At 56.9% G+C, this 17,820-nt stretch carries 13 protein-coding genes; 4 read left to right on the top strand and 9 right to left on the bottom strand.

The annotated features are described in order from the left end of the window. Window positions 1-101: 101 nt before the first annotated feature. Window positions 102-1,892, top strand: coding sequence for an SLC13 family permease (locus tag FFI95_RS01415; RefSeq protein WP_144820563.1), 1,791 nt, complete (start codon window positions 102-104; stop codon window positions 1,890-1,892). Window positions 1,893-1,899: 7 nt separating this feature from the next. On the opposite strand, the gene FFI95_RS01410 is transcribed toward FFI95_RS01415, so the two are convergent. Next, window positions 1,900-2,505 (bottom strand): TetR family transcriptional regulator, encoded by a 606-nt coding sequence (locus FFI95_RS01410; protein WP_144820562.1) that lies wholly within the window; start codon window positions 2,503-2,505, stop codon window positions 1,900-1,902. A gap of 165 nt (window positions 2,506-2,670) precedes the next feature. Here FFI95_RS01410 and FFI95_RS01405 point away from each other — a divergent pair, with 165 nt between their 5' ends. The 3 genes from FFI95_RS01405 to senA all read left to right on the top strand — a co-directional run bounded on the left by FFI95_RS01405 (window position 2,671) and on the right by senA (window position 8,432). Next, the gene (locus tag FFI95_RS01405) at window positions 2,671-3,840 is read left to right on the top strand and encodes an efflux RND transporter periplasmic adaptor subunit (RefSeq protein WP_144820561.1); all 1,170 of its coding nucleotides are present in this window, start codon (window positions 2,671-2,673) and stop codon (window positions 3,838-3,840) included. After that, window positions 3,840-6,953 (top strand): efflux RND transporter permease subunit, encoded by a 3,114-nt coding sequence (locus FFI95_RS01400; RefSeq protein WP_144820560.1) that lies wholly within the window; start codon window positions 3,840-3,842, stop codon window positions 6,951-6,953. The genes FFI95_RS01405 and FFI95_RS01400 overlap by 1 nt, the downstream gene beginning before the upstream one ends. 84 nt (window positions 6,954-7,037) lie before the next feature. Beyond that, the gene (gene senA / locus FFI95_RS01395; protein WP_144820559.1) at window positions 7,038-8,432 is read left to right on the top strand and encodes a selenoneine synthase SenA; all 1,395 of its coding nucleotides are present in this window, start codon (window positions 7,038-7,040) and stop codon (window positions 8,430-8,432) included. Between the two features lie 2 nt (window positions 8,433-8,434). Here senA and FFI95_RS01390 read toward each other — a convergent pair whose 3' ends face one another. From FFI95_RS01390 to prmA, 8 genes are all read right to left on the bottom strand, one after another. Beyond that, entirely contained in the window at window positions 8,435-10,015 is a 1,581-nt protein-coding gene (locus tag FFI95_RS01390) for a cation:proton antiporter family protein (RefSeq protein WP_144820558.1), read from the bottom strand. Window positions 10,016-10,116: 101 nt separating this feature from the next. Then, window positions 10,117-11,064 (bottom strand): alpha/beta fold hydrolase, encoded by a 948-nt coding sequence (locus FFI95_RS01385; protein WP_144820557.1) that lies wholly within the window; start codon window positions 11,062-11,064, stop codon window positions 10,117-10,119. Between the two features lie 108 nt (window positions 11,065-11,172). Next, complete coding sequence (gene purD / locus FFI95_RS01380; protein ID WP_144820556.1) at window positions 11,173-12,459, bottom strand: phosphoribosylamine--glycine ligase; 1,287 nt, start codon at window positions 12,457-12,459, stop codon at window positions 11,173-11,175. Window positions 12,460-12,580: 121 nt separating this feature from the next. Then, on the bottom strand, window positions 12,581-14,161 hold the full coding sequence (gene purH, locus FFI95_RS01375) for a bifunctional phosphoribosylaminoimidazolecarboxamide formyltransferase/IMP cyclohydrolase (RefSeq protein ID WP_144820555.1): 1,581 nt from the start codon (window positions 14,159-14,161) through the stop codon (window positions 12,581-12,583). Between the two features lie 84 nt (window positions 14,162-14,245). Continuing rightward, window positions 14,246-14,563 (bottom strand): DNA-binding transcriptional regulator Fis, encoded by a 318-nt coding sequence (gene fis / locus FFI95_RS01370; protein ID WP_144820554.1) that lies wholly within the window; start codon window positions 14,561-14,563, stop codon window positions 14,246-14,248. After that, complete coding sequence (gene dusB / locus FFI95_RS01365) at window positions 14,560-15,555, bottom strand: tRNA dihydrouridine synthase DusB (RefSeq protein WP_186311968.1); 996 nt, start codon at window positions 15,553-15,555, stop codon at window positions 14,560-14,562. Before dusB ends, fis begins: the two co-directional genes overlap by 4 nt. Before the next feature lie 225 nt (window positions 15,556-15,780). Continuing rightward, window positions 15,781-16,836, bottom strand: a complete 1,056-nt coding sequence (locus FFI95_RS01360; RefSeq protein ID WP_144820552.1) for a DUF3426 domain-containing protein — start codon at window positions 16,834-16,836, stop codon at window positions 15,781-15,783. Between the two features lie 62 nt (window positions 16,837-16,898). Next, window positions 16,899-17,795, bottom strand: a complete 897-nt coding sequence (gene prmA / locus FFI95_RS01355; protein WP_144820551.1) for a 50S ribosomal protein L11 methyltransferase — start codon at window positions 17,793-17,795, stop codon at window positions 16,899-16,901. Between the last annotated feature and the right edge of the window lie 25 nt (window positions 17,796-17,820).

The following is a 17,820-nucleotide window of genomic DNA, read 5'->3' as shown; positions in this document are numbered from 1 at the left end:
ATAAAACGTATAAACTGGTCGATACAGCTGGTTGCGAATTACGCGTACCCTTTGTGAGACAGAACTGTATAAATTATTGACAGTGGCCGGGGACATTGCCCATGAATCTCGATCAGGGCTTAGTGTTTGGGGTGTTAGGAACCACACTTGTTATGTTTGTGTGGAATCGCCTGCGTTTTGATGTGGTGGCTATGCTGGCTTTACTGGCGGTGGCCATTGCCGGGCTTGTGCCCGCAGAAGAGTTGTTTTCAGGCTTCGGGCATCCGGCCGTGATAACTGTAGCGGCCGTGCTGGTCATCAGTCAGGGACTAGTGAATGGCGGTGTCGTTGACCGTATTGCACAACTGCTTGGCAGAGTCGGACACCGCCCGACACTGCAGGTTTTTACACTGACCGGAGTGGTTGCCGTGTGTTCCGGGTTTATTAATAACGTCGGCGCACTGGCACTGCTGATGCCCGTCGCTATCTGGATGTCCCGGGAGGCGGGGCGTTCACCGTCGTTGCTGCTGATGCCTTTGGCCTTCGGGTCGTTGCTGGGAGGCACCATGACACTGATTGGTACGCCGCCTAACATTATCATTGCTTCCTACCGTGAAGGTGGCACCTTCGGCCTGTTTGATTATGCCCCGGTTGGCGTTGCCATTACCCTTGCCGGTATGGCCTTCATTACGCTGGTCGGCTGGCGCCTCACACCGCGTCGGCAGGAGAGTCCGGATAACTCGAAACTGTTCAGTATTGGTGAGTACCTGACCGAGCTTCGTGTACCCAGGGGGTCTGATCACGCCGGCACAACCCTCTACAGCCTGTTGGCCGGAGCAGGGGAAGAGTCGGATATTGTTGTCCTGGCGCTGATTCGTGATGAGCAGCAGCAGGCGGTGCCTTCTATCTATAAAATCTTGCGGGAAGAAGATCTGTTGCTCATCGAGGCAGATACATCAAGCTTGCAGACATTTCTTGATAACACGGATCTGGAGCTGGCGCACCAGGAAACGAAGGGGGGTGATGAGGAAGATGAGCCTGCTTCCACCGTCAGTAAAGGTGAACTGCATCTGGTGGAAGTGGTTATTGCCCCGGAATCCTCACTGGTTGGCCACAGTGCCAACCGGCTGCAGCTGCGAGAGCGTTATCAGCTGAACCTTGTGGCGGTAGCACGCCTTGGCTACCGGCTTAAGCGTCGCCTTGGAGATATCAGGTTGAATGCCGGCGATATACTACTGGTACAGGGCTTTGAGGACTCCCTAAGCACCCGGCTGGCGGACCTCGGGTGTCTGCCGTTGGCGGAGCGTGGGTTAAGGCTGGGTGCAACCCGGAATACAGCCACGGCTGCGGGCATTTTTCTGGCAAGCATTGTGATTATTGTGACCGGCTTGCTTCCGGCACCCGTTGCTCTGGTCGCAGGTGCGGTTGCCATGGTGCTGGCAAAGCTTCTGTCGGCAGCGGAAGCCTACAAAGCCATCGACTGGTCCGTTATTGTCTTGCTGGCGGCAATGATCCCCGTGGGGCAGGCTTTGGAATCTACTGGCGGTGCCCGACTGATCGCCGCACAGATGCTGGTTCTGGGGGAAGGTCTTTCAATGGCGTCGGTGCTGACAATGATTCTGGTAGGTACCGTACTGCTATCCAATGTGGTCAACAATGCTGCTGCGGCTATTGTTGTCGCACCTATTGCCCTGAGCCTGGCCGGCGAACTGCAGATACCTTCTGATGCAGTGCTGATGGCGGTGGCTGTTGGTGCTTCCTGTGCCTTTCTGACACCGATAGGCCACCAGTCGAACGCATTGGTTATGGAGCCTGGCGGCTATGAGTTCGGAGATTACTGGCGCCTGGGGCTGCCACTGACGGCCGTTGTAACCATTGTCGCAGTGCCGGCTATCATGCTGTTCTGGACTTGAAAGATGGTTATTCAGGTTCCGCCAGCAGACCGCAAAACGTGGTTTCCACCAGTAACCGTGCTATATCGCTCAATGCCCAGCGCTCAGGCGTTATCAGCCAGTCGTAGAAAAGCCCCAGCATTTGCGTGTGTAACAGGTAAGCGGCGTACTCCGGCGAGAGGTGCGGGCGCAGGCGCTTCCGGTTGTCGGGTAGCGCCATAATACGGGCCAGATGAGTAATCGCGCTTTCTGCAAGTTCCCGGTGTTTGTTGAGAGACTGGTCTGACTCATTGCGGTGAAAAAGAATGTAATGCACCCGGAAGTAACGCGTGTCTTCGGCAAGCTTTTCCAGGGCAAGGATACATACCTCCTTCAGGTTGTTCAGGCTGCTTCCGCCGCGGCTGGCGTCGGCTATCATTTCCCACAGAGGCGCCCGCACACGCTCCAGCATGGCATCAAGAATGTCCTGTTTGTTACGAAAGTGCCAGTAGATCGCTCCGCGGGTTACGCCTGCAGCAAAGGCAACCTGCTCAAGAGAGGCCCGGGCCACGCCCTTGGCCATGAATACGTGCTCTGCCGCCTCCAGTATAGAGGTCCGGGTAGCCTCGGCGTCCGCTTTCGTTTTTCGTGCCATACGGGTACTTCGTAGATTGGTTGGTAAAAACCCACAGTATAGCTGAGAAGCATTTACATACATACACGATTGAATGTATGTTATGTCGCTCAGTTTTTCCCCTCGGTGGCTGATCCCCGCCCCGATTGTATTGAATCACCCTTCCCGGTGCTCAGGAGAATGTGCATGCCCGTTGAAATTTATCGTCGTCCGATGGCCCGCTCCGGGCTTGTAATTGCTGCCTTATCGACCCTGTTTTTGTTAGCTGGGTGTAGCAAAGAGGACAGTGGCAGTCAGCAAGGGGGCGGAATGCCGCCGGCTGCTGTGGTCGTGGAAACAGCGGAGCAGACGAATGCCACTGTACGCCAGGACTATGCGGGCCGTGTTCGGGGGGCCAGAGAAGTTGAGGTTCGTGCCCGGATAAACGGGATTCTGGAAAAGCGCCTGTATGAAGAAGGGCGGATGGTGCGTGAAGGGGATGCGCTGTTCCGGATCGACCGCAAGCCTGCCGAAGCGGCTCTCCAGCTTGCCCAGGCTCAGCAGCAGGTTGCAGCAGCTGACCTGCGCCAGGCCGAAAGAGAATGGAAACGGATCTCGTCGCTGTACAATCGTAAGGCTGTGAGCGAGCGCGACCGTGATGCTGCGGAGGCCGCAAAAGAGGCCGCCGAAGCCAATCTGGCTGTCGCCCGGGCCAGGGTCACAAAAGCCAGACTCGACCTTGGGTATACCGAGGTGACGGCCCCGGTCAGTGGCGTAACCAGCCTGGAGGACTTGCCCGAGGGCAGTCTGATTGATGCCGGCACACTGCTTACTACTATCGTGCAGCTGGACCCGGTTCACGTGCGCTTTGCGCTGCCGGAAAACGATGCCAGTATTCGCCGGGCAGCAAGAGAAGGTATGGCCCGGCGCGATGAAAAACAGGACGTCAGTGCCCGCCTGGTGATGGCAGATGGTAACGAGTACGCCCTGGAAGGCCGTATTGACTTTACCGCTTCAACACTGGATCCGCGCACAGGTACGGTATCCGCCCGTGCGGTGTTTCCCAACCCGGATCATGAAATTGTGCCTGGCCAGTTTGTACGGGTGCGTGTAGAGCTCCAGAAGTTTGAGGACATTATCGCAATTCCTGAGTCTGCAGTCGGTGAGGCATCCGAAGGGCCGGTGGTATACGTGGTTGATGACGAGAGCAAGGCGCGGGCCAGGGTAGTCGAACTGGGGCCGGTGACCGACGGCAAACAAATTCTGCTGGATGGTCTTGAGGCCGGCGATCGGTATATTGTCAGTGGGTTGAGCAATCTGCGCGATGGCGCCCAGGTTAATGTAACCAATGATGGGGCTTCGGAGGGCGCAGGCTGATGTTGCGTACATTCATAGACCGGCCGGTTTTTGCTTCGGTTATATCCATCATTATTACTCTGGGCGGTGCCCTGGCACTGCTCGGGCTCCCGATCGAACAGTACCCTAACGTGGTGCCGCCCCAGGTGGTGGTTAACGGGACTTTCCCGGGCGCCAGTGCCGGGGTGATTTCTGATTCCGTGGTTGCGCCACTGGAGCAGGAAATCAACGGCGTTGATGACATGATTTACCTGGAATCCAGCGCAACCGACTCGGGGAGTTTTCAGCTGACGGTTTCGTTCGAGATTGGAACGGATCCTGATCAGGCCACGATTAACGTCAACAACCGGGTGCAGCAGGCACTTGCCCGCTTACCCCAGTCAGTAAGGGACCAGGGGCTGAAAGTAGAGGCCCGTTCCACATCGATTCTGCAGGTTCTTACTCTGTCCTCCCCTGACAACTCGATGGATGTGGTAGAAATTTCGAACTATGCCCTGCTGAACGTACTGGATGAACTGGTGCGGCTGCCGGGTATTGGTGATGCCTCGCTGTTCGGCGCCCAGGATTACTCCATGCGAATCTGGCTGCGGCCCGACAAGCTGGCTCAGTACGAGCTGACTCCGGTGGATGTCGCCAACTCACTTCGGGCCCAGAATGCCCAGTTTGCAGCAGGCCGTATTGGTGCCGAGCCTGCGCCCGAAGGCCAGGCGTTCACCTTCAGTGTGTCAGCCCCGGGCCGGCTGACCAGCCCGGAAGAGTTTGGTGAGGTGATACTGCGTAGTGATGACCAGGGCGCTACCTTACGCCTGAAAGATGTGGCGCGCATAGAGCTGGGGGCCCAGAACTACGACTTTGCTGCCATCTACAACGGCGGTGCTACTGTGCCCATGGGGATTTACCTGCAACCGGGCGCCAACGCTCTGGAGGCGGCCGACGCCGTGAACGAGGCAATGCAGGAAATCTCGGACCGGTTTCCGGAGGGCCTGGAATATAACGTACCGTATGACACCACACGGTTTATCGATGTCTCCATTCAGGAAGTCGTCAATACGTTTATTGTGGCGGTGCTTCTGGTGGTGTTGATTACCTTCTTGTTCCTGCAGCACTTCAACGCCACTCTGATCCCCCTGATTGCCATACCTGTGTCGCTGGTGGGCACTTTTGCCGGCATGCAGGTATTTGGCTTCTCGGTGAACCTGCTGACGTTGTTCGGGCTGATACTGGCCATCGGGGTGGTAGTGGATAACGCCATCATCATCATGGAAAACGCCGAACGCCTGATGAAAGAAGAGGGCATGACAGCCTACAACGCTGCGGTGACAACGGTTAGTCAGGTCTCCGGCGCGGTGGTTTCATCCACTCTGGTGCTGGTCGCTGTATTTGCGCCCGTGGCATTTCTGGGCGGCCTCAGTGGTGAACTGTACCGGCAGTTTGCGATCACCATCGCCATTTCTGTGGTGATCTCGGGTATTGTTGCTCTGACATTGACGCCTGCCATGTGTGCCTTACTGCTGGGCCGCCATGAAGGTAAGCAGCTGACGGTGTTCCGCTGGTTTGATGCCGGCTTTGATAAGATGACCGCTGGTTTCTCGGCCGCAGTAGACTGGCTTTTGAAGCATGCCGTGGTTGGCGTATTGCTGTTTGCGGCCATGCTGGGCGGGGTCGCCTTCATGATGAACAAGATGCCGTCCGGTCTGGTGCCCCAGGAAGACCAGGGCTTTGCCCTGGCTGCGTATTCTTTGCCTCCGGTGTCGGCTTTGAGCCGCACTGAGAAGACACGGGATGAGCTGGTCCAGAAGATGATGGACCTGCCGGAGGTCAAGGATGTGGTTGCGTTTGCCGGCTTCGACATCATTTCCAGCGCATTGCGCACCAACAGCGGTGTGGCGTTCGTGACCCTGGAAGACTGGGACGAGCGTGAAGGTGAGGGCCAGTCGGCGGCTGATATTGCCAACAAGATCATGGGTATAGGGTTTGGTATGCCAGAGGCGTTTGTGATTGCCTTTACACCGCCGCCGATTCAGGGTTTGTCCACGACCGGGGGCGTTGAAGGCTATATCCAGGCACGGGGAGGTCGCACGCCGGAGGAAATCAAGACCATGGCTGACCGGTTTACCCAAGCCGCCAATGCCCGCCCTGAGCTGACCAACGTGCGGGTCACTCTGGATACAGGTATTCCCCGGTTCCAGGCCAATGTGGACCGTGAAAAAGCACAGGCTGCCGGAGTGCCTGTTGATCAGATTTTTAACACCATGCAGAGTACCTTTGGTGGTCTGTACGTAAACGATTTCACGCTGCAGGGACGTAACTGGCAGGTAAACCTGCAGTCCGAAGGTGAGTTCCGGAGCCACCCGGACGATCTGCGCAAGGTCTTCGTCCGTTCCAATTATGGTGAGATGATCCCTCTCAGCTCCCTCGTGGACCTGGAGCGTACCAGTGGTCCCGATATCCTGAACCGCTTTAACGTATATCCGGCCGCAAAACTGCTGGCGGATCCCAGCGCTGGCTATACCACGGGCGAGGCTCTGGCGGCACTGGAAGACGTTGCCTCTGAACAGTTTGACCGTAATACCTTGCTGGGCTGGACGGGCGAGGCCTTCCAGCTTCAGGATGCGGCCGGTTCCGGTACCCTGGCGTTCGGTATGGGGCTGTTACTGGTCTTCCTGATTCTGGCTGCTCAGTATGAGCGCTGGGGGCTGCCCGTGGCTGTTGCCACTGCGGTTCCATTCGGTGTATTTGGTGCGGCACTGGCCTCCTTGTGGCGGGGCTTCCCGAATGACATCTACTTCCAGGTCGGTTTGCTGGTATTGATTGGTCTGGCGGCTAAAAACGCTATTCTGATTGTGGAGTTTGCGGCCCAGAACCGTAAGGCCGGTATGACCTCCTTTGAAGCAGCCAGCACAGCAGCACGTCAGCGTTTCAGGGCGATCATGATGACTGCTCTTACCTTCATTGTTGGCTCCCTGCCGCTGGCTTTCAGCAGTGGTGCAGGCGGCGTTAGCCGCCAGGAAATCGGCACAGTGGTTGTCGGCGGTATGCTGGCAGCCAGTACACTGGCTCTGTTCTTCGTTCCGTTGTTTTATAAACTGATCGAAGACTTGGGGGACTGGCGCAAGCAGCGCAAGAAAGCCTGACAGCAGAAGCCTGATTCAAGTCATCAAACCGCCGCGGGACTGTCCCCCGGCGGTTTTTTGTCTGCTATCCTGACCGGAGTATGAATGATCCGTGGGGAGGTAACGCAGGTGAGTTCGCACAAGAGACAGGATGAAGACACAAAAGCCCGGTTGCTTGCTGAGCTGGAACTGGCCAGGACCCGTACAGCGCAGCTTATCCATTCGCTGTCAGACGCACAGTTGGAGGTCCCTTATCATCCGGGGGTGAATCCGCCCCTGTGGGAGATGGGCCATGCTGCGTTTTTTTACGAGGTGTTTGTCTTCAACCTGTTGGACGGCACCCCCAGTTATAATCCGGCGATGGATGAACTCTGGGATTCATTCCATGTGAAACACCAGGATCGCTGGCGGCGGGATCTGTTTCCCGGCCGGGATGAAACCCTTGCGTACTTTAATACGGTGTATGACCGGGTCGCGGAGCGAATCCGCAATCATGAGCTGAGCGATCGGGCGCTGTATCTTTACCGGTACGCCATTTTTCATCAGAACATGCATATTGAGTCACTGATCTGGTGTCGCCAGACCGTAGGCTATCCGGCACCCTCAGATTTCAAAGGCGACCGTCCGGCGCCGGGGGAAGCTGTCGACGGGGATGTCCATATTCCAGCGGGGCGCTGGCTGATCGGCATGCCGGGGGAGTCGGACGCATTTGCCACTGAGGACTTTGCCTTTGACGCCGAGAAGCCACGCTTTGAGATTGAATTGCCAGAGTATGCAATCAGCCGCACCCTGGTGAGCAACCGGGAGTTTCAGGCATTTGTAGACGATGGTGGGTATCAGCGCCCGGAGTTGTGGTCGTTCGGAGGCCGGCAATGGCTGCAAACTGAAAAGGACGTATCCCTGGTTCACGGTGTCGCCGGGCCGCAGATGCGCGCGCCGGAACACCCGCTGTACTGGCGCTGGCACGGCGGCGAGTGGCAGGAGCGTGTGTTTAACCAGTGGCTGGCGCTGAACCCGGATGCCCCGGTAACCCACTTGTCTTATTGGGAAGCAGAGGCCTGGTGCCACTGGGCGGGCAGGCGCTTGCCAACAGAATATGAGTGGGAAGTGGCAGCACTGGGCAATCGGCCGGGAGAGACTTTCCGGCGCTACCCCTGGGGGAATGCCCTGCCGGATCCATCCCGAGTGGATATGAGTGGGCGTTCAATGGCCCGCAACCCGGTTCACGATTACCCTGCCGGGGACAGCCCTTTCGGGTGCCGGCAGATGCTGGGCACAGTGTGGGAGTGGACCAGTAATCAGTTCCTGCCTTATGACGGCTTCAAGGTGGATATGTATCCCTTCATGTCTACCTTGCAGTTCGGCGATCATAAGGTCAGTCGTGGGGGAAGTTGCGCCACATCGTCCAGCCTGATTCGCGGCACTTACCGCCAGGCGTATCTGCCAGGGCGCAACGACGTATACACCGGCTTCCGCACATGCGCACTGCCTGAAGGCTAAGTTCAGCCAGCCTTGTATGAGGGCAGTGATGCTGCCACCGGAGCCCTCTCCAGAAGGTGGCTGGCCAGGGCAACGCCGGTTTCGCTCATGGTGAGGTAGGCATCGTCGGCGCCGGCTTTGCAAATACGCTCAGCCTCGTCCGCGTACATTGTGTGCGCCACAATATAGCCGGTAAAGCCCATTTTACGCAGCATTCGCGCAGCGATCAGCTTCGCTTCTATATCACTCATGGAAAGAATAACGGCTTCTACGTCTGGCATATGAAGGGCTTCCCAGAAGGTGTTGTCTTCAGCATCCGCGTAGACAACATTGCGCCCGTCTGCCTGGTGCCTTTCCACTTTCGGGAGGTCGGAGTCCAGGGCCATCAGTCTGGGTTCCGAGGTACTCAGCCAGTCATAAGCCGCCGTGCCGGTCCGCCCCATCCCCATGACCAGTACCCGGGTGTCGCCCAGGGAAACAGGCAGCTCATCCGGGTGCCGCTGATGCCGTTCATAACGCACAAGGCGATGACTCAGCTTTTCATACAGCGGATGCGCCAGCCGGTTCAGTGGTGCCGAAATGAGGAAAGACAGGGCCACAGTGATCGCCAGAGGCACCAGCCATTCCGGCAAAGCAATACTGGCAACAATCAGGCCGAACTCACTGTAGTTGGTCAGGGACAGGGACGTGAGAAAGCCGCTGCGGGCCCGCAGGCGGAAAAGCAGCATCAGGAAGAAAAACAGAATGCCTTTAAAGGGCAACACCAGCGCCGCCACAATGGCAAACAGGATGGCACTGGCATCCGGCAGACCGCCGATGCCGATTTGCAGAAAAAAGCCAACCAGGAAAATTTCCTTCACACTCCACAGGGATTTTGCCAGTTCCTGGCTGCGAGGGTGATTGGCAAGAATAGCCCCGAAAATCAGCGCGCCCAGCTCGGAACTGAGCCCGACGGCTTCAAAGCCCATGCCGCCCAGTACCAGAGCCAGTAACAGGCCCAGAAGGACCAGCAGCTCATCGTGACCACTGGCATCCAGCAGTTTGAACAGCAAGGGACGCAACAGGGGCAGGCCAAAGACGATCAGCGCCCACTCAGAGGGTGTCTGGCCAGCTGCAAGGCTCATGACCAGCAAGGCGATTAAATCCTGCATGATCAGGATGCCGACGGACACCCGTCCATGAAATGCTTTGAGCTCGCGTTTGTTTTCCAGAACTTTCGCGGCTAAAACCGTGGATGAGAAGGACAGGGCAACGGCCAGCATGAAGGCGGTGTACCAGTTTATGTCCAGTAACAGGTACAGACCGGGGGTAAACACAAGGCAGGTGATGGCGAAGTGGAGCAGGCTGCCACCGATCACTTCCGGGCTGATAACCGATTTGAGCTTAAGCTTGAGGCCCACGGAAAACAGCATGAGCAATACGCCCAGGTGGGCTATGTGTGCCAGCACTGCGGTCGGCTCTGCGGAGATCCCGATAGAAGGGTTGGCAGCCAGGCCGCTCAGCACAAACCCTGCTGCCAGGTAGCCAACCAGTGGGGGCAGGCCTACGGCTTTAATTGTCAGACCGAGGCCGAATGCAAATGAAATCCAGATAGCTTCAGGCATGGGAGGTTCTTTCAGGGAAAACGGATAAAGACTCGTGCAAGGCTACCTTGTTTTCCCTGATCGTTGAAGTAATAGTGACAAGAGTCTCCGGTTCTTTGGCCCTAGCCGGCTTTGGAAATATAGGGGCTGGCAAATTCCAGGAACAGGCGTACAGACCGCTCGGGAACCTCGATCATCGGAGCGTGGCCAACGCCCTCCAGTAGCTCCAGTCGGGCTCCGGGAATGGCGTTGCGAAAAACCTCGCCGTTACGGTAATCAAGAATTCGGTCTTCCTTGCCCCAAATCACCAGAACCGGGTCTTCTATCGCGGTAATAGCGTTGCGAAACCCGGACTTGAACCCGGCTTCCTGTATGGCGGCAAAAATCACCTTGTTCACTTCCAGATTGGCGATGGCCTGTTCTTCCATAACGTCAAGTATCGGCCAGGGCACAAACGGCTTTTTCTCCATTGCAAAGTCCATCAGGCGCTTGAAGTCACCCGGCTCGCTGGGAATAAGGGGGTTGTCACCGGCGAGTACCCGGTCGACCAGTTCGCTCTCATACTCGAGAATGCCAGCGGGATCGAACAACACCGCGGTTTTAATCTGCTCCGGGTAAGTGGCGGCATAAAGCGCGGTAATGCCGCCACCCATGGAGTTGCCCATCATGTGCATTTCGTTGATATCGAGGGCGTTGAGAATACCGGCAAGATGCTCAACCTGCTCTTCCAGACGGTATCCCAGATCCAGTGGTTTGCTGCTCTCACCGTGGCCGGGAAGGTCTATAGCGTACACGTTAAAATCGTCAGTAAGCTCCCGGGCCATGCGGGTCCAGTTATCCTTGTTGGCACCAAACCCATGCACCAGAACGATGGTATCGCCATTATTGGCCTCTGAATTCCGCAGATAAGCAATGGTCAGTTCATCAACCGTAACACTGGCGGTTTCCAGGCCGGCGCGGGAGCGCTCATAGTTTATGGCGGTTTCGTAGATGCTATGGCGGGAACAGGCACTGACAAGCAAAACCGATACAAGTAACAGTGCGACAACAAATGGGTGTTTTTGCAGCATGGGCGTTGTTCCTGGCTATTGTGGAGGGTTCATCTCAGAGTATACAAACCGACAGTAAGCCATAAAAAAAGCCCGGTCATTGGCCGGGCTTTCACTTCATCAGCGTCGTTACGATTTTTCCCGTGCAATGGCACGATAAGCAATATCGCTGCGGTAGAAAGCGCCATCCCAGGTGATGGTTCGGGCAAGCTTGTATGCACGCTGTTGAGCTTCCGTTACCGTGGTGCCCAGTGCGGTGGCGCACAGTACCCGGCCACCATCGGTGACCACCTGGGTATCCCTCAGTGTGGTGCCGGCATGAAACGCCTTCTCACCGTCTGTTTCTGTGTCGGGCAGGCCGGAAATAACATCGCCTTTGTTGTAGCTTCCGGGGTATCCCCCAGCGGCCATAACCACGCCCACAGACGCGCGTTCGTCCCACTCCGAGGTGCACTGATCCAGTTTGCCATCAACTGCAGCCTGACAGAGTTCCACTATGTCCGACTTCATCCGCAACAGGATAGGCTGGGTTTCCGGATCACCAAAGCGGCAGTTGAATTCAATCACCTTGGGTGTGCCGGAGGAGTCAATCATCAGGCCTGCATACAGGAAGCCCTTATAGGGGAGTCCTTCGGCCGTCATGCCCCGTACTGTCGGGTAGATGACTTCGTCCATAATACGCTTGTAGATATCAGTGGTGACCACAGGCGCAGGGGAGTAGGCACCCATACCGCCTGTGTTCAGACCGGTGTCTCCGTCGCCCACACGCTTGTGGTCCTGAGAGGTGGCCATGGGCAGAACATGCTCACCATCGACCATCACAATAAAGCTGGCCTCTTCGCCCTCCAGGAACTCCTCAATGACAACCCGGCTACCGGCTTCACCAAAAGCATTGCCTGCCAGCATGTCACGAACCGCGGTTTCGGCCTCCTCAAGGGTCATGGCCACAATCACGCCTTTACCGGCAGCAAGACCGTCTGCCTTGACCACAATGGGCGCCCCTTGTTCGCGAATATAAGCTAGCGCTTCATCGACGTCGGTGAAGTTACCGTACCCGGCAGAGGGGATCTGGTGGCGAGCCAGAAAATCCTTGGTAAAGGCTTTTGATCCTTCCAGCTGGGCGGCACCGGCACTCGGGCCGAATATACGCAGGCCACGTTCTTCAAACAGATCGACCACACCGGCGACCAGAGGTGCTTCCGGGCCGACAATGGTCAGGCCCACGTTGTTATCAGTGGCAAAACTGGCCAGCCCCTCAAGGTCCAGTACATCCAGGTTGACGTTTTCAACGCCCGGTTCACGGGCTGTACCGGCGTTGCCCGGTGCCACGAAGACTGTACCCGCATCCGGGGACTGGGCAGCTTTCCAGGCCAGTGCGTGTTCGCGCCCGCCGCTGCCGATGACCAGAATATTCATATCTCTTTGCCCTGTAATGTCATGAAGAGGTGCCACAAAGAAGCGTGACCAAAGGGGTATTCTACAATGTTGTCACAAACCCGGTGAAGCGCGGAGCAGAGAATCCCCGCCCCGCTTACTGTCAGTGCCGGAAGTGGCGCATGCCCGTGAACACCATCGCAATACCGTGTTCATTGGCCGCATCAATGACCTCCTGATCGCGCATGGAGCCCCCCGGCTGGATTACGGCAGTAATACCGGCTTCAGCGGCAGAATCAATGCCGTCCCGGAACGGGAAAAACGCATCGGAGGCCATAACAGAGCCTTCCACTTCCAGATTCTCGTCAGCTGCTTTGATGCCGGCAATCCGGGCACTGTAGACACGACTCATCTGGCCGGCGCCAACACCAATGGTGCGGCCCGAGCGGGCGTAAACGATCGCGTTGGATTTCACGTATTTAGCCACTTCCCAGGCAAACAGCAGGTCATTCAGCTCGTGCTCTGTGGGCTGGCGGGTGGTGACAACTTTCACATCGGCCATGGCCACCATGCCCAGGTCCCGCTCCTGAACCAGAAGGCCGCCGGTGACGCGCTTGAAATCCATGGACTGGGCACGGTCACCGTTAAGGTCGCCACAGGCCAGGAGCCGCACGTTCTTTTTGGCAGCCACCAGCTCTGCCGCTTCAGGAGCAACGGAGGGGGCAATAATGACTTCCACAAACTGGCGCTCGATGATTGCCCGGGCAGTGTCTGCATCCAGCTCCCGGTTAAACGCAATAATTCCGCCAAACGCCGACGTGGGGTCAGTGGCGAATGCCAGGTCATAGGCCTGGAGAATATCGGCACCGATGGCGACACCGCAGGGGTTGGCGTGTTTCACAATCACGCAGGCAGGGTCTGCAAACGGCTTCACACATTCCAGCGCCGCATCTGTGTCTGCCACGTTGTTGTAGGATAACGCTTTACCCTGCAGCTGCTCGGCGGTTGCAACACTGGCTTCTTTGGGGTTTCGCTCAGCGTAAAAGGCAGCGCGTTGGTGCGGGTTTTCACCGTAGCGCATGTCCTGCACTTTCACATACTGGCTGTTAAACGTGCGGGGAAAGTCTGCGTTGTCATTGTCAGCCGTGCGGCCGCCAAGGTAGTTGGCAATGGCGCCATCGTAGCCTGCCGTATGCTCGAATGCTTTAACCGCCAGATCGAAACGCGTGCTGTGGCGCAACTGACCGTCGTTATCGTTCAGCTCTTGCAGTACCCGCCCATAATCCGAGCTGTTGACCACGATGGCAACGTCGTTGTGGTTTTTGGCAGCGGCGCGGACCATGGTGGGGCCGCCAATATCAATGTTTTCAATAGCGGTTGCAAGGTCGCAGTCAGGATTGGCAATGGTGGCTTCGAAGGGGTAGAGATTCACCACAACCATATCGATGGGAGCGATGCTGTGCTCGTCCATGACAGTGTCGTCAGTGCCTCGGCGGCCAAGAATGCCACCGTGGATTTTCGGGTGCAGGGTTTTCACGCGGCCGTCCATCATCTCCGGAAAGCCCGTGTAATCCGATACTTCGGTAACCGGAATATTATTCTCCTGCAGAAGGCGAAAGGTGCCACCAGTGGAGAGCAGTTCGATGCCGCGGTCGGTGAGGGCGCGTCCGAATTCGACGATGCCGGATTTGTCACTGACACTGATCAGTGCGCGACGGACGGGGATGCTAGCCTGGTTTGCCATGGGGTAATAGTCTTCACTTGGGGTAAACGAACAAGGGCCTCGCGAAAGGTGTCCGGGAGGCCCTCTGCCAATACGGTGTTTGAATTATAGCAGGCCGTACTGCTTCAGCTTCTTGCGCAGGGTTCCGCGGTTCAGACCGAGCATGGTGGATGCCTTGGTCTGGTTATTGCGGGTGTATTTCATAACCTGCTCCAGCAGCGGCGCTTCTACTTCTGAAAGCACCAGCTGATAGACTTCTGTAACCGGTGCTCCGTCAAGCTGAGCGAAGTAGTTTTTCAGGGCCACTTCTACACTGTCCCGCAGGGTTACGGTGGTTCCACTGCTGTTTACGGTCTGCAGCTGGTGAATATCATCGTTGGCGGGTGTGCTCAGGGTGTTGTTTGCCAAAGTCTCAGCGGTCATGCTGCGAATACCTCTCCATTTCGTAAGCCTGAAAAATACTGTTGAATACTGTCTCTCTGCTCCAGTGCGTTGTCGAGCGCATTGAAGTATCTGCGAAACTGTTTGTCGGGGTCGTGTGACTGTAAATACCAGCCCACGTGTTTTCTGGCGATGCGTACGCCCATGTGTTCGCCGTAAAAGCTGTGCAGGGCATCCAGGTGTTTGCTTAATGTCTGTTCCACTTCGCTAAGCGAGGGGGGCTGCCTGTATTCGCCGGTTTCCAGGAAGTGCAGTATTTCCCGGAAAATCCAGGGGCTTCCCTGCGCGGCACGGCCTATAAGCAGGCCGTCAGCACCGGTGTGCTGCAGAACCTGTTGTGCTTTTCGAGGGGACGTGATGTCTCCATTGGCAAATACCGGGATCTCCACACTGGCTTTGACGCGGGCAATGGTGTCGTACTCTGCCTCGCCGTTATACTTATCGGCGCGGGTCCGTCCATGAACGGCCAGCGCCTGAATGCCTGCATCTTCTGCCATGCGCGCAATGGTTACGGCATTGCGGCTGTCTGCGTCCCAGCCTGTTCGCATTTTCAGCGTAACCGGGATATCAACCGCACGGACCACGGCATCCAGAATTTCGCGAACCAGCTGCTCATCCCTCATCAGTGCTGACCCAGCCGCTTTATTACAGACTTTTTTAGCCGGGCAGCCCATGTTGATGTCAATAATCTGGGCGCCGTACTCTGCGTTCAGCCGCGCTGCATTGGCCAGCATATCCGGGTCGCCGCCGGCAATCTGAACGGATCGCGGCTCGGGCTCTCCGGTGTGATTCATGCGGGTTCTGGATTTGCGCGTATGCCAGAGTTTGCTGTCTGCGATGACCATTTCTGATACGGCCAGACCCGCGCCCAGTTTACGGCAAAGCAGCCGGAACGGACGGTCTGTTACGCCCGCCATCGGAGCAACAATCAGCGGGTTGGGCAGGGTGTACGGCCCGATTTTTGCCGTTGGCAACATGATCTGAATCCGTATCACAGCAGGTTGAGCAAAGGTCGGAGGAGACGGGCTGATTAATAAATGACCTGTCTCGATTCCGAAGGGCGCTAATGATACCGCCGGGCGCAATGTGATTGAAGGGGCAAAGAGGCGAAAAACCTGATTATTTTTCGCTCTTTCTGGTTGACTTTTGCTCTATGGGTCCGGTTTTGACGAATCTTCCGGAGTGTCTTCGCGGCTGTTTCAGGGGCTGTAGGGCCGGAACGTCATGCTGTAGTTAACCGCATCCCGACCGGGATCACGGATGTGTATGGCAATACGCACCGGCGTTTCCGTCTGCATCATGTCAGGCGGGCTGGCATCGCCGGCGAGGTATTCTTCAGGGGTAAAAACGCTTTGGGCGACAACGTCTCCGTTGAGGTTGGAAAAAGTCAGGGCAATGGCCGGAAACGGTTGCTGAAACCCCGCCCGGTTAATAATGACGGCATCAACGATCAGCTGGCTGCGATTTTCAGGGTTCGTGCGTACCACGAGTTTACGGCTTTGAATGGCGTCCACACTCATCAATGGTTTTAGCTCACAGCCTGCCAGCTCGCAGCCTTTTTCATAATAGGGGCGTAATTCGGGGATAGCTGACAAGCGGTCAAAGTGAAACCAGGTAACCTGTGCCACCAGAACCCCCAGAAGGCCGAGTACAATAACGGACCAGACAAGGGTACGCAGCCAGCTGCTTTTACGGCTGTTGACGGACACCGGATCGTGCCTGAGGTCATCAAATGGCCTGCTTGCCACGAGAGGGGTGTCATCTTGTGCATCTTCCGGAGGGCCGGCATGAAGATCACCTTCTGGCTCTGGCGAGGATGTTGCTTCAGTATGAGCGGAAGGTATTTCATCCTCCCACAGAATGGCCTCGGCCCAGCTCTCATCAACCTCTTCAGGGGACGTTTCGCTGTTGTCAGCTGGCTCTGATGCCGCAGTTTCAGCATGATTACGGATGCTGTCGCTTAATTCATCATCCGAGAAGGTCAGGCTGGCGCCGGCATACTGGCCCTCAGCCGCGTCTTCCTCGGGATTATCCGCAAAGAGGATGTCTTCGTCTGTGGGGTCGCTGCTGAATGTGGGCGGAGCCTGTTCCGGAGAGGTGTTTGTGGCCTGCTTTATTTCATGATCGGCGGCATAAAAAATCTCCAGGCAATGCCCGCAACGCACCTTGCCGCTGGCAACTCCCAGCTGTTCGCTGGTCACCAGAAATCGGGTAAGGCACTTGGGGCACTGGGTCTGCAGAGCGTTCTGAGGCATGCTTCGTTCCTGAAAGCGACTGAACTACAAGCTGACGAGTTTAGTCTTTACGGCAGCTTGCGTCACCTGTCCCTGCGTTTGCCTGTGAGGCGTATCCATTCTTCGCGGTGTTCAGGTTCGTCCATGATAAACCAGGGCTCATAGGCTGTCATAACCTCACGGGCCTGATAAGAAAGGATGCCGGAGAGCACAAGATCGCCTCCCGGGTTGGTGAGGGAGGCCAGGTGCGGAGCAAGCTCTATCAGTGGCTGAGCGAGAATGTTTGCCAGCATCACGTCGGCCCTGGTGTCAGGCTCGTTTTCCGGTAAGTACAGGTCCAGGCGAGTATCGCTGACGCCGTTGCGGCGGGCATTCTCGCGGCTTGCTTCCAGTGCCTGGGGGTCGGTGTCGACTCCCACAACATGAGTGGCACCCAGAAGCAGTGCTGCCAGCCCCAGAATACCCGAGCCGCAGCCATAGTCCGTAACCTGTTTTCCGTGCACGTCCTGTCCGTCCAGCCATTCGAGGCAGAGGGCGGTGGTCGGGTGGGTGCCTGTGCCGAATGCAAGGCCCGGATCCAGCATCAGGTTGGCGGCGTCCGGGTCAGGCGCTTCGTGCCAGCTGGGAACAATCCACAGGCGCTCGCCAAACTGCAGCGGGTGGAAATCGTCCATCCACGCCCGTTCCCAGTCTTTATCTTCCACCAGGACCACTTCGATTTCCGGAAGTGCCTGCTGGGTCTGCTGATGCCAGGCATTGCGAACGTCAGAGCACAGCTGGTCGATATCCTGATCAGACTGAAACATTCCGGTAACACTGGTATCACCCCACAAAGGCGTGGTGCCGGGGTCAGGCTCGTAAATTGGCTGATCAGCTGCGTCTTCCATAGACACAGCGTCAGCTCCCATATCCATAAGCAGGTCTTCGAGCTGATCCGCGGTATCAGGGTCAGCCGGAATCTTGAGTTGTATCCAGGGCATAGTGGTTCCAGCAGTTTGACGCGGG

Source organism: Marinobacter piscis (assembly GCF_007671655.1).
In the GTDB taxonomy this organism is placed as follows: domain Bacteria; phylum Pseudomonadota; class Gammaproteobacteria; order Pseudomonadales; family Oleiphilaceae; genus Marinobacter; species Marinobacter piscensis.
Note: the sequence above shows the minus strand (reverse complement) of the source record. Positions and strands in the feature narration are given on the sequence as shown.